The 12595-nt window shown below is 72.3% G+C and carries 12 protein-coding genes; 5 read left to right on the top strand and 7 right to left on the bottom strand.

The window, feature by feature from the left end:
* Positions 1 to 16 precede the first annotated feature (16 nt).
* The 3 genes from IE273_RS07285 (at position 17) to IE273_RS07275 (ending at position 1701) form a co-directional block, all read left to right on the top strand.
* Positions 17 to 505, top strand: coding sequence for a YbaK/EbsC family protein (locus IE273_RS07285; RefSeq protein WP_014673233.1), 489 nt, complete (start codon positions 17 to 19; stop codon positions 503 to 505).
* Positions 502 to 1347, top strand: a complete 846-nt coding sequence (locus IE273_RS07280) for an EamA family transporter (RefSeq protein ID WP_189814318.1) — start codon at positions 502 to 504, stop codon at positions 1345 to 1347. The genes IE273_RS07285 and IE273_RS07280 overlap by 4 nt, the downstream gene beginning before the upstream one ends.
* Before the next feature lie 78 nt (positions 1348 to 1425).
* Positions 1426 to 1701, top strand: a complete 276-nt coding sequence (locus IE273_RS07275; RefSeq protein ID WP_014673231.1) for a DUF1876 domain-containing protein — start codon at positions 1426 to 1428, stop codon at positions 1699 to 1701.
* Between the two features lie 34 nt (positions 1702 to 1735).
* Here IE273_RS07275 and IE273_RS07270 read toward each other — a convergent pair whose 3' ends face one another.
* The 4 genes from IE273_RS07270 to IE273_RS07255 all read right to left on the bottom strand — a co-directional run bounded on the left by IE273_RS07270 (position 1736) and on the right by IE273_RS07255 (position 5613).
* Entirely contained in the window at positions 1736 to 2896 is a 1161-nt protein-coding gene (locus IE273_RS07270; protein ID WP_189814317.1) for a serine hydrolase domain-containing protein, read from the bottom strand.
* Between the two features lie 152 nt (positions 2897 to 3048).
* Positions 3049 to 3807 carry an energy-coupling factor ABC transporter ATP-binding protein gene (locus tag IE273_RS07265; protein WP_189814316.1) on the bottom strand — a complete coding sequence of 253 codons (759 nt, stop codon included), beginning with the start codon at positions 3805 to 3807 and terminating at the stop codon, positions 3049 to 3051.
* Entirely contained in the window at positions 3807 to 4568 is a 762-nt protein-coding gene (gene cbiQ / locus IE273_RS07260; protein ID WP_189814315.1) for a cobalt ECF transporter T component CbiQ, read from the bottom strand. The genes IE273_RS07265 and cbiQ overlap by 1 nt, the downstream gene beginning before the upstream one ends.
* A gap of 1 nt (position 4569) precedes the next feature.
* The gene (locus tag IE273_RS07255) at positions 4570 to 5613 is read right to left on the bottom strand and encodes an energy-coupling factor ABC transporter permease (RefSeq protein ID WP_189814314.1); all 1044 of its coding nucleotides are present in this window, start codon (positions 5611 to 5613) and stop codon (positions 4570 to 4572) included.
* Between the two features lie 149 nt (positions 5614 to 5762).
* Here IE273_RS07255 and IE273_RS07250 point away from each other — a divergent pair, with 149 nt between their 5' ends.
* The gene (locus IE273_RS07250) at positions 5763 to 6101 is read left to right on the top strand and encodes an SsgA family sporulation/cell division regulator (protein WP_041665262.1); all 339 of its coding nucleotides are present in this window, start codon (positions 5763 to 5765) and stop codon (positions 6099 to 6101) included.
* Between the two features lie 15 nt (positions 6102 to 6116).
* Here the strand turns inward: IE273_RS07250 and IE273_RS07245 are convergent, their stop codons facing one another.
* Positions 6117 to 7781 carry a penicillin-binding transpeptidase domain-containing protein gene (locus tag IE273_RS07245; protein ID WP_189814313.1) on the bottom strand — a complete coding sequence of 555 codons (1665 nt, stop codon included), beginning with the start codon at positions 7779 to 7781 and terminating at the stop codon, positions 6117 to 6119.
* Between the two features lie 96 nt (positions 7782 to 7877).
* Positions 7878 to 9512, bottom strand: coding sequence for a penicillin-binding transpeptidase domain-containing protein (locus IE273_RS07240; protein ID WP_189814312.1), 1635 nt, complete (start codon positions 9510 to 9512; stop codon positions 7878 to 7880).
* Positions 9513 to 9717: 205 nt separating this feature from the next.
* Between IE273_RS07240 and IE273_RS07235 the strand changes: the two genes are divergently transcribed.
* On the top strand, positions 9718 to 10770 hold the full coding sequence (locus tag IE273_RS07235) for an RICIN domain-containing protein (protein ID WP_189814311.1): 1053 nt from the start codon (positions 9718 to 9720) through the stop codon (positions 10768 to 10770).
* On the opposite strand, the gene IE273_RS07230 is transcribed toward IE273_RS07235, so the two are convergent.
* A complete protein-coding gene (locus IE273_RS07230; protein ID WP_189814310.1) occupies positions 10767 to 12524 on the bottom strand; it encodes a dolichyl-phosphate-mannose--protein mannosyltransferase in 1758 nt (585 codons plus the stop codon). The genes IE273_RS07235 and IE273_RS07230 overlap by 4 nt on opposite strands.
* Between the last annotated feature and the right edge of the window lie 71 nt (positions 12525 to 12595).

Here is a 12595-nt window from a genome sequence, read left to right as displayed (position 1 = left end):
CCGCTAGCGTGCGCGTATGACGACGACCGCTCATCCTCGTTTCGCCGCCGCCGTGGAGGAATCGGGACTGGGGGAGTTGCTGCCCCGGGTCCGGAGCTTCTCCGAGGCGACCCGGACCGCCGCCGAGGCCGCCGCCGCCATCGGGTGCGAGCTGAGCCAGATCTGCAAGTCGCTGGTCTTCGCCGCCGACGGGGTGCCCGTGCTGGTGCTCATGGACGGGGCCTCGCGGGTGGACGTGGAGCGGGTGCGGCAGGAGCTGGGGGCCGGGAAGGTCACCCGGGCCGACGCCGGGCTCGTGCGCGAGACCACCGGGTACGCCATCGGCGGGGTGCCGCCCTTCGGGCACCGCACGCGCACGCGTGTCCTCGCCGACCGTTCGCTGCTCGCGCACGACGTGGTCTGGGCGGCCGCCGGCACGCCGTACACCGTCTTCCCGATCGAGCCGAAGGAACTCGTCGCCCACGCGGGCGCGACCCTGGTGGACGTGCGCGAGCAGCGCGCGTGACACCGCTGGTCGCGACGGCCGTGCTGCTCGCCGCCGTCACGCACGCCGGCTGGAACGCCATCGCGCACCGCATCACCGACAAGCTCGTCGGCTTCGCCCTGATCTCCGGCGGCGGGCTGCTCATCGGGCTCGCGGCGACACCGTTCACGGCGTTCCCGGCGGGGCCCGCCTGGCCGTACCTGTTCGCCTCGGCCGCCGTGCACATCGCCTACTACGCGCTGCTGATGACCTCGTTCCGGCTGGGCGACTTCGGGCAGGCGTACCCCATCGCGCGCGGCAGCGCCCCGCTCGTGGTCACCGTGCTCGCCGCCGTCTTCGCGCACGAGGTGCCCGGCGCCTGGGCGGGCGCCGGCATCGCCGTGTCCTGCCTGGGGCTCAGCGGGGTCGGGCTGTGGGGGCTGCGCGGGAGGCGGCCCGACTGGGCGGCGATCGGCGCGGCCCTCGCGACCGGTCTGACCATCGCCGCGTACACCGTCATCGACGGCATGGGCGTACGGGCCTCGGGCACCTCCCTCGGCTACATCGCCTGGCTCATGGCCGTCCAGGGGGCGGTGCTGCCCGCGTTCCTGTACGCACGCGCGCGTGCCGGCACGGTCCGGCTGCTCCGGCCGTACGCCGCCCTCGGGTTCCTCGGCGCCGCCCTGTCCGTCGCCGCGTACGGCCTGGTGCTGTGGGCCCAGACCCGGGCCGCGCTCGCCCCCGTCGCCGCCCTGCGCGAGTCGTCCGTCATCGTCGGCGCGGCCATCGGCGCGCTGTTCTTCAAGGAGCGCTTCGGGGCGCCCCGGATCGCGGCGGCGGGCCTGGTGGTCGTGGGCATCGGGCTGATGCTGCGGGCCGGTTAGCGCGGCGCACGGCGCCGACATGACGGGCCGGGGTGCCGGGGCGCACCCTGGAAGCAGCGGTTTTCGGAGGTGGTCGTCATGATGCACACCGCTGTGGGATGGCACATCGAGATGGAGTTCATGGAGGACGATCAGCACACGCGGGCGGCGGCCCTGGTGCGCTTGCCCGACGGTTCGGAGGTGCGGGCCCACGGCCGTGCCAGCCGGCACAACGTCGACGCGAACCAGCCCCGGGTCGGCGAGGAGATCGCCGGTGCCCGCGCCCTCAACGAACTGGCCATGCAACTGCTGACCAAGGCCCATGAGGAGATCGACCAGGCGTCCGGACGGACCTCGCACCCGATCCACGTGTGACACGCGCCCGGCGTGCGCCGAGGGCGTGCACGGCTCAGGCGAGCGCCGTGCGGACCGCTCGTACCAGCGCCTGCGCCCTCGGGTCCGCGGTCACGCTCTGCCGGAAGCCGTTGGTGACGTAGCCGAAGGCGATGCCGGTGTCCGGGTCGGCGAAACCGAGCGGGCCACCGCGTCCGGGATGGCCGAAGGAGCCGGGGGTGAGCAGCGGGGACGCGGCGCCGTGCAGCATGTGGCCGAGGCCGAAGCGGGTGCCCACCACCAGGACCCGGTCCGGGCCGGCGGACTGCTCCGTGCGGGCCAGTTCCGTGGTCCGGGGGGTGAACAGCCGGGTCCCGCCGTCGACCTCGCCGATGAGCGAGGCGTAGAAGCGGGCCAGTCCGTCGGCCGTGGCGATGCCGTTGGAGGCGGGCAGGGCGGCGGCGCGGTAGCCGGGGTCGTTCTCGTCGGGCAGCGGGGTGATCGCGGCGAACGCGCGGCTGGTCAGGGAGTCCGGGTCGGCGTAGGCCTCGGCCACCGCCCGCTTGGGGCGGGTCCGCAGGCCGCCCGCGCTCTCCGGGGCGTCCACCGGGCCGACGCGGCCCACGCGCGCGTGCTCCGATTCCGGCAGGCCCAGCCAGAGGTCCGCACCGGCCGGCCGGGCGATCTCCTCCGCGATCCACTCGCCGACCGGGCGGCCGGTGACCCGGCGGAGCAGTTCACCGGTGAGCCAACTGAAGGTCTGGGCGTGGTAGCCGTGGTCCGTGCCCGGCTCCCACACCGGCGCCTGCGCGGCGACGGCGGCGGCACCGAGTCCGGGGTCGGCGGCCTCGGCCGGGGTCAGCGGGCGGTCCAGCACGGGCACGCCCGCGCGGTGCGCGAGCAGGTCCCGTACACGCGTGTGCTCCTTGCCGGCCGCCTTGTACTCCGGCCAGTACGCGCCGACCGGGGCGTCCAGGTCCAGTGCGCCGCGCTGGTGCAGGAGCAGCAGCGCGGCGGCGGCGACGCCCTTGGTGGCGGAGCGCACGATCTGCGCGGTCCCCGGCTGCCAGGGAGCCGTTCCGTCCACGTCCCGGGTGCCGGCCCACAGGTCCACCACCCGGTGTCCGTCCCGGTAGACGGCGACGGCCGCTCCGCGCTCGCCGAGCAGCGCGAAGTTCGCGGCGAACGCCTCCCTGACCGGCTCGAAGCCCTCGGCCACAGTGCCGTTCACGTCCACGCCCGCCGCCCCTTCCGCTCGTCAGTCCCCTGCGACAATGGCTGCAACACGGGGTACGGGTCTGCGATTCCTCGGCGGGATCGGCCCAACAGAATCGTTACGTCGATGGTGCCGCGCGCCGTATGCGTGTCGGCCGGCCGGGTCCTCGTCCGTCACGCGCCCGTCGTCACGGACTTCGGGTCGAAGCCGAACGGCAGCTCCAGCCGGTGCGCCCGCATCAGCTCCTCGTCGGAGAGCAGCGCACCGGTCGGGCCGTCCGCCGCGATCACGCCGTCGCTGAGGACGAGGGAGCGCGGGCACAGCTCCAGGGCGTACGGCAGGTCGTGCGTGACCATGAGGACGGTGACGTCCAGGGAGCGCAGGATGTCGGCGAGTTCGCGGCGCGAGGCCGGGTCCAGGTTGGAGGAGGGCTCGTCCAGGACCAGGATCTCCGGCTCCATGGCGAGCACGGTGGCCACCGCGACCCGGCGGCGCTGCCCGAAGGAGAGGTGGTGCGGCGGCCGGTCGGCGAACTCCCGCATCCCGACCCGCTCCAGCGCGGTGTGCACCCGCTCCTCCAGCGCGGCCCCCTTGATCCCGGCGGCGGCCGGGCCGAACGCCACGTCCTCCCGCACGGTCGGCATGAACAACTGGTCGTCCGGGTCCTGGAAGACGATGCCGACCTTCTGCCGGATCGCGGCCATGTGCTGCCGGGACACCGGGAGCCCGGCCACGGTCACCGTGCCGGTGCCGCCGCCCAGGATGCCGTTGAGGTGGAGCACCAGGGTCGTCTTGCCGGCGCCGTTCGGGCCGAGGAGGGCGACCCGCTCGCCGCGCGCGATCGAGAAGTCCACGCCGAACAGGGCCTGGTGTCCGTCCGGGTAGGCGAAGGCGAGGCCGGAGACCTCCAGAGAAGCAGTCACAGGAACCATCAGAGCATCCATCCCAGCAGGCAGACGACGAGGGCGGCGCAGGGGAGGGCCAGGGCGTGCCGCCACTGCGCGCCGGACGCGGTCACCTCGTCGATGACCGGCATGGAACCGGCGTACCCCCGGCTCACCATGGCGAGGTGCACGCGCTCCCCGCGCTCGTAGGAACGGATGAACAGCGCGCCGGCGGACTTGGCGAGCACACCCCAGTGCCGCACGCCCTTCGCCTCGAAGCCGCGCGACTCACGGGCGATCCGCATCCGGCGCATCTCGTCGGTGATGACGTCGCCGTAGCGGATCATGAAGGAGGCGATCTGCACGAGCAGCGGCGGCAGCTTCAGCCGTTGCAGCCCGAGCAGCAGTTCGCGCAGCTCGGTGGTGGCCGCCAGCAGTACGGAGGCGGCGACGCCGAGGGTGCCCTTGGCGAGCACGTTCCAGGCGCCCCACAGCCCGTTCACGCTGAGCGAGAGCCCGAGCACATGCACCCGCTCGCCCTCCGCCACGAACGGCATGAGCACGGCGAACGCGACGAACGGCACCTCGATCAGCAGCCGCCCGAGCAGGAAGCGGGCGGGCACGCGCGCCTGGTACGCGACGACCGCGAGCAGCACGGCGTACACCGCGAACGCCCACATCGCCTCGCGCGGGGTCGACACGACGACCACCACGAACAGGAACGCGGCGGCCAGCTTGGTGTGCGGCGGCAGGCCGTGCACGGGCGAGTGCCCGTGCCGGTACAGCCGGTGCGTGTGTCCCGCCCCCACGTCAGACGCCCGTGTTCACGGGGGAGACGTCGTCGCCGCGCCGCCTGCGCAGCGACCAGAACACCGCGCTGCCCGCGACGACCGTGACGCCGACGCCGATCACGCCCGCGAGGCCGCCGGACAGCCGGGCGTCGGAGACGTCCTTGACGCCGTAGTCGGCGAGCGGCGAGCCGGCCGAGGTGTGCTCCTTCTCCTTCTTGTCGATCCCCTTGTCGTGCGCGACCTTCTCCAGGCCGTCGGGGTTCGCGGAGGCGTAGAAGCTGACGAAGCCGGCGAGGACGAGGGAGGTGACGAGACCGGTCACCCACAGCGTGCGCCGCGAGGTGCGCGCCGCCACCGGCGCCGTGGGCGCGGGCGCGTCCACCAGCGCGCCGTTCACCCGCAGCTGGAGCCGCTGCCGCAGGCCGCGAGCGCCGTACACCAGGTCCGGGCGTACGGCGATGACCGCGCCGACCGTCAGCGCGGTGATGACCGCCTCGCCGACGCCGATCAGCACATGGACGCCGATCATCGCGGTGGCGACCTTGCCGATGGAGACGTCGGTGGTGCCGCCGACCGCGTAGATCAGGGTGAAGGCGACCGCGGCGGCCGGCACGGACACCAGCGCGGCGACGAAGGAGGCCACGGTCACCGAGCGCCGCTTGCGGGGCAGCACGGCGAGCAGGCCGCGGAAGACGGCGTAGGAGACGACCGTCGTGACGATCGCCATGTCGGTGATGTTCACGCCGAGCGCGGTCAGCCCGCCGTCGGCGAACAGCACGCCCTGCATGAGCAGCACGACCGACACGCACAGGACAGCTGTGTAGGGACCGACGAGTATCGCGGCCAGGGCTCCGCCCAGGAGGTGACCGCTGGTCCCGGCGGCGACCGGGAAGTTGAGCATCTGCACGGCGAAGATGAACGCCGCCACCAGGCCGGCCAGCGGGGCGGTCCGCTCGTCGAGTTCACGGCGGGCGCCGCGCAGGCTCACCGCGAGGGCGCCGGCGGCGACCACTCCGGTGACCGCGGAGGTCGGGGCGTCGATGAATCCGTCAGGTACATGCACCGTACGATTTTAGGCCCTTGTTGCGAACGTTTTGCAAGAGAGACCGAGTCTCGTCTCCCACCAGGGTGCATACCGCAGAATGTGCGACTCTTGAGGGAAAGCGGATTCACGGATTTCGCATAGGTCACGGTGCGTGAGAGGGCGGTCCGATGTCTGTAGTCGAACAGTACGCGCGCGCTCATATCGTCACGGACGAGGAGGACCCGGGGGCCGTACCCGTCGTGCTGCGGTACGACCCGGACGCCGATCCCCGCTCCGTCCGGGTCGGGCTTCCCGGACCGCACGAGTGGACCTTCTCCCGCGCGCTCCTCGAACGGGGACTGCGGGCGCCGGCCGAGAGCGGCGACGTCCGGGTGTGGCCCTGCGGGCGCGTCCAGGCGGTGGTCGAGTTCCACACCGACGACGGGGTCGAAGTGGTGCAGTTCGAGTCGAAGACGCTGGTGCGGTTCCTGCGCCGCACCTACACCGTCGAGCCCGTACGGAGCTGACCGGAGCCGAGCCGGTCAGCTCCCGAGCTTCAGCAGCTTCGCCACGATCGGGCCGGCCGTGTCACCGCCGTGCCCGCCCGCCTGGACCACGCCGGCGGCGGCGAGGTCGCCCCGGTAGGCGGTGAACCAGCCGTTCGGCTTCTTCTGCCCGTCGACCTCCGCCGAGCCGGTCTTCGCGCCGTAGTCCGGGCCGAGCCCCGACATCGCCTCGGCGGCCGTGCCGTACGCGGCCGTGTACCGCATCAGCTCGCGCAGCTGGGACAGCGTCTTCGACGACAGGGTGCGGGAAGCGGTGGCCAGCGTGCGGTGGTCCACGGACGGCGAGACCAGGTACGGCTGGTGGAAGGTGCCCGACTTCACGGTCGCCGCCACGGAGGCCATGTTCAGCGGGTTCATGCGCACCCCGCCCTGCCCGATCAGCGAGGCCGCCATCTGCGCCGCCGACTGCACCGGCACCGAGCCGTCGAAGGTGGGCACGCCGATCGCCCAGTTGTTCATGGACAGCCCGAAGACCTGCTGGGCCTGCTTGGTCAGGTCGTCGTCCTTCAGCTTCTTCGCCTGGCTGATGAAGGCGGTGTTGCAGGACCGGGCGAAGCTCGCCTTGAAGGTGCCGCCCTTGATCTCGAAGTCGTCGTCGTTGTGGAACTTCCAGCCGCCGTAGGTGACCGTCTTGGGGCAGGGGTGCGGCTTGTCCGCCGACGCCAGGCCCTTGTCGATCAGCAGCGACGACGTGATGACCTTCATCGTGGAGCCGGGCGCGAGGGCGCCCTGGAAGGCGGTGTTGAAGCCGTGCCCGCTGTTGGCGACCGCGAGGATCTCCCCGGTCGAGGGCCGCAGCGCGACCACCGAGGCACGCGGGCGCCCCGCCACCTGCTGCTCGGCGGCGGCCTGGAGGGCGGGGCTGAGCGTCGTCCGCACGGTGCCCGGGGTGCCCTTGCTCAGCTCGACCAGCGTCTTGTCGGAGAGCTTGGCGTCCTTGGCCGCCTTGCCGCGCACCACGCGCAGCTCGACGCCCGCCGTGCCGCCCGCCTTCTTGCCGTACTTCTCCCGCAGCCCGTCCAGCACCGTGCCGAGGGACGGGTACTTGGCGCTCGTGATCTCGCCGCCGTCGCGGTCCAGCGCCTTGACCGGCGGGGTGCCGGACGCGCCGGTCACGAGCGTGTCGCCGTCCCGCAGCTCCGGGTGGACCACGGCGGAGTGCCAGTCGACCAGCGGCTTGCCGTCGCTCGCCCGGCGCACGACCGTGAACGCACTGTCGTAGGCCAGCGGCTTGCTGAGGCCCTGGTAGGCCACCGTGGCCTTCACGGAGAACGGCACCTTCGCGCCCTTCGCCGTCCCCGGGGTGAGCGTGACGTCCTTGAGGTGGGCTTCCTTGGTGTAGCCGGTGAGCGCCTTCCCGGCGGCGGCGGGGTCGTCGGTGGCGTCCGCCGCCCGGTCGGTCCTGCCCTGCTGCCAGGCGGTCAGGAAGCGGGTGGAGGCCGTGTGGATCTCGGTGGCGGTGAGCGGGCCGGTCTTGACGGTCCTGTGGCCGGCCGCGGCGGACCGCTCGTCGGCCGCGGCACCGCCGTCGTACAGCGCGTAGACGCCGAACCCGGCACCGCCGACCACCACGGCGATCATCCCGCCGAGTACGGCGGGTCGGGTCTTGCGTCGCTCGGCGACGCGCCTTCTCTTGCCCACAGCCTCAGTTCCTCCGCGCCTTTCCCAGGGTCCCCGCAGCCCTCACACTCCCCAACGACGGCAATCACCTTAAAGTCCCGGTCTCCCCGGGTGACGTCAGCCGGCGTTCCGTAGCACGCTTGCGACAATCGGTCCGGCGGCGTCGATGCCGTGTCCGCCGTCCTGGACCATGGCCGCCGCGGCGACGTCGTCGCGGTAACCGGAGAACCAGCTGTCCGACCTGGTCTCCCCGTCGACCTCCGCGGAGCCGGTCTTCGCGCCGATGTCCCCGCCCATCCCGGCCATCACGCCGGCCGCGGTGCCGCTGCGCGCGGTGCGGTTCATCATGGCACGCAGCTGCTGGGCCGTGGCCGGCGACAGCCCGCGCGCACGGGCCGGTTCGCGGTCGTCCAGCTTCAGCGGCACGATCAGGGGCTGGTGGAAGCTGCCGGTCTTCGCGGTGGCCGTCACGGACGCCATGTTCAGCGGGCTCATCTGGACCTGGCCCTGGCCGATCAGGTTGGCCGCGGTGTCCGGGCCGCCGGAGGCCGGCACCCGGCCGTCGAACGTGGGCACGCCGATCTGCCAGTTGTTCCGCCCGAGCCCGAAGCGGTCCTCGGCCTCCCGGGTGAGGGAGTCGACCTTCACCTCGTCCGCGAACTTCACGAACGCCGTGTTGCAGGAGCGGGCGAAGCTGTCGGCGAGGGTGGCGTGCTCGTTCGGCGCCAGGTCCTTGAGGTTCTGGAAGGTCTGGCTCTGCCACACGGCCGACGGCGGGCAGGGCGCCGGCCCGTTCGCCGTGGTCAAGCCGTTGTCGATGAGGGTCGCCGCGCTGATGATCTTCATGGTGGAGCCGGGCGCGCGTTCGCCGAGGAGGGCCGCGTCGAAGCCGTCGTCGCGGTTGTTGGCGACGGCGAGTATCTGGCCGGTGCTCGGCTTGACGGCCACGACGGAGGACTCGCGGTACTTCAGCACGGCCTTCTCGGCCGCCGCCTGGGCGCTCGCGCTGAGTGTCGTCGGGAGCTTGCCGGGCTTGCCCTTGGCCAGGGTGAGCAGCGGGGTGTCCGCCGCCTGGCTGCCGTCCGCCGCCGCCTGGTGGCGGATCACGAGTTCCACCCCGGGCCGGCCGCCGGTCTTGTCGCCGTACCGCCGGCGCAGCTCGTCCAGGATCGGACCGAGGGACGGGTACGTCACCCGGGTGAGCACCTTGCCGTCGCGGTCCACGGCCTCGATCTCCGGGGCGGCCGAGTCGCCGGTGGCGAGCGTGTCCCCCTTGCGCAGGCGCGGGTGGACGACGGAGGGCTGCCAGTCGACCAGCGCGCGGTGCGAGGTCTCGCCGCGTACGACGGTCAGCTCGCTGCGGTAGGACAGCGGCCGGGACACGCCGGCGTACGACACCGTCGCCTTCACCGTGAACGGCACCGTGTCGCCGGTGGCCCGGCCGGGGGTGATCCGTATCCCGCCGATGTGCGCGGTGCCGCCGTAGGCCGACAGCAGTTCCTGGGCCGCCTCCGGGAAGTTCGTGTACGCCGCCGCGCCCGCCGCGTCGCCCTTCTCCCAGGCGGTGAAGAACGCGCCGGTCGTCTCCTTCACCTCGGAGCCGCTGGGCGGCCCGGTCCGCACGGCCGCCGAGCCTCCCGGGCCGTCGTCGCCGTTCAGCGCGGACGCGACGTTGTACAGCCCGTACCCGGCACCGCCGAGCAGCGTGACGCACACACCGCCGATGACGGCCGCCTTGACCCCGTTGCGCATGGTGCGCTTCCCCTCCCGTTCAGCCTGTTGAACATGTTCAAAACAGGTCGTGGGAGCACTGTAAGCGGTTGCGCTCCGCCATGTGACAAGAGTTGCCGATTGTTGTCCCAACGGAGACGCCGCCGTACGCGGCTGACCGGGTGGCCCGCCCGGTACCTCCCGCTTAGGCTGGTGTCGAACGCTCCCTCAACTGCGGGGAGGCATCATGGGGATGAGGTCCCGGTATGCCTTTCTGGCCGCGTTCCTCCTGGCATTAGGTCTGCTGGCACCGGCCCCGGCCGGTGCCCGGAACGGCGGCATCCACCTCTACAACCAGAGTTCCGGGCTGGCGGCCGACGTCACGGCCGCCGGAACCGCCAACGGGCAGGCGATCGTCCTCTGGCCGTCCAACAGCGCCGCGGCCAACCAGCAGTTCGACTTCGTGGACGCGGGCGGAGGGCGGGGATACAAGATCGTCGCGCGGCATTCGGGAAAGTGCCTGGACGTCTCGGGCTGGTCCAAGGCCGACGGAGCCCAGGTCTTCCAGTGGGACTGCCACGGCGGCGCCAATCAGCTGTGGAAGTTCGTGGACATCGGCGACCCGAAGTCGTGCCCGCCCTCAGGCGGTTGTCCGGAGAACGCCGTGGGATACCTGATCGTCTCCCAACACAGCGGAAAGTGCCTCGACACGGGGAACGGCGACTTCCCCAGCCCGCCCCGGCAGGGCGCCGGCCTTCAGCAATGGGCGTGCGCCCGGAACACCGGGGACCCCTGGTGGGTCAACCAGGCATGGCGGACCGAGGACGAGCCCGTCGTCCTCCCGCCGATGCCCGCCGACGCCAGACAACTCGTCGACCTGGTCGTCCGGGCGCGACGTGACGAGGGCGGCTGCGGCGGGCAGAGCGCGAACGTGCGCATCGACCCCCGGCTCAGCGAGGTGGCGCGCAGACACAGCGCGGACCTGGCCGCCCACTCCGGGGCCCTCATCGACGCGTATCCGAGGAGCGACCCCAGGCGGGGGCACATCGGCTCGGACGGCACCATGCCGGCGGACCGGATCAGAGCGGCCGGCTTCGTTCCCGCCCAGCGCGCCGAGAACTGGAGTTACGGCACCGGCCAGACGTATGCCCAGGCGATGGACAACTGGCTGCACCACGACGAGGCGTCCAACTGGGGACACCGCGCAGCCATCCTCGACTGCTCCTACGCGGTCCTCGGGGTCGGCAGGGCCGACGGCGGCAACTCCCGCGTCTACTGGACCCAGAACTTCGCCCGCTAGACCCAGGTGTCCAGCCACATCCGCGACCGCCACGAGTCGATTGGGATGGCCTGGCCCGTGTACAGGGGCCAGAAGTAGATGAAGTTCCAGGCGATCAGGAGGACCAGGACACCCGCCGCCGAGGCGCCGATCACGCGGCGCATGTCGGTCGAACCCCGTGGGCCGATGATCGCGCCGATCATCATCGCCACCGCCAGGCACAGGAACGGCAGGAAGACGACCGCGTAGAAGAGGAAGATCGTCCGCTCCTGGTAGTGGAACCAGGGCAGGTACCCCGCCGCGATGCCGCAGGCGATGGCGCCGGCCCGCCAGTCCCGGCGGAACGCCCAGCGCCACAGCACGTAGAGGATCGCGAAGCAGGCCGCCCACCACAGCAGCGGCGTGCCGATCGCCAGCACCTCCCGGGCGCACTTCTGGCCCGCGTCCACCGGGCAGCCGTCGGCGCCGGGGGAGGGGGACTCGTAGAAGTACGACACCGGGCGGCCCAGCACGATCCAGCTCCACGGGTTGGACTGGTACGTGTGCGGCTGGTCGAGGTGGACGTGGAAGTTGTACACCTCGTGCTCGTAGTGCCACAGGCTGCGCAGCCAGTCCGGCAGGAAGGTCCAGGTGCCGCCCTTGCCGTCGGTGGCCGCCCAGTTGCGGTAGTAGCCGCCCGTGCCGTCGGCCGGGGAGAGGATCCAGCCGGTCCAGGAGACCAGGTAGACCGCCAGTGCCACCGGGACCGTCGCCACGAAGGCGGCACCGGTGTCGTACTTGAGGACGGCGAGGTACGGGCGGCGCGCACCGGCCACCTTGCGGGTGCCGACGTCCCACAGGACCGTCATCACGCAGAACGCGGCCAGGACGTACAGCCCGTTCCACTTCGTGCCCACGGCCAGGCCCAGCATCACCCCGGCCGTCCAGCGCCACGGTCGCCACCCGAAGCGGAAGGCGTCGGCGACCCGCTCGTCGGGCCGTACCCGCCCGTCCGGTCCGGCCGGCAGCGCGGCGGCCAGTCTCTCCCTGGCCCGGTCCCGGTCGACGACCAGGCAGCCGAACGCGGCCACCACGAAGAACATCAGCACGCCATCGAGCAGCGAGGTCCGGCTCATCACGAAGTGCAGGCCGTCCACGGCCATCAGCGCGCCCGCCAGGCAGCCGAGGAACGTCGAGCGGAACATCCGGCGGCCGATCCGGCACAGCAGCAGGACGGAGAGCGTGCCCAGCAGCGCCGTCATGAACCGCCAGCCGAACGGGTCGAACCCGAAGACCAGTTCCCCCAGGCCGATGACGTACTTGCCGACCGGCGGGTGCACCACGTACGCCGGGTCCGTCGGGATCGCCAGGTGCCCGTGCTGCTGGAGGACCATGTCGTTGGCGGTCTTGCCGTACCGGTCCCAGCTGACCTCGAAGCCGCGGTGGACGAGCGCCCACGCGTCCTTCGCGTAGTACGTCTCGTCGAATATCACCGCGCGCGGGCTGCCCAGGTTCCAGAACCGCATGACGCCCGCCATCAGCGTCACCAGCAGCGGTCCGCCCCAGCCCGACCACCGCGTGAGCCGCTCGGCGAGCAGCGGCGGCACGCCGAACGCCCGCCACAGCCGGGGGCTCGGCTCGGCGTACGGCGGCACCAGCCGGTCGCGTACGTCGCCCGAGGGCTCGTCCGTGGCCGGCGCGTACCCGAATCGGCGCAGCCGGCGCTGCCACGACGGCCGGCGGTCGTGCGGTGCCTGGTCCTGCCGGAGGTCCATGGAGGACGCGGTAGTGGTCACCGCGCCATCGTAGGGAAACGTCCTGTGCGAGTCCCGTGCATGCGCGGTACCGGTCGGGACACGGTCGGGTC

The sequence above is a fragment of the Streptomyces olivaceoviridis genome, assembly GCF_014650115.1.
Lineage (GTDB): Bacteria > Actinomycetota > Actinomycetes > Streptomycetales > Streptomycetaceae > Streptomyces > Streptomyces olivaceoviridis.
The sequence above is the reverse complement of the archived record's forward strand: the minus strand, read 5'-3'. Positions and strand labels throughout refer to the sequence as shown.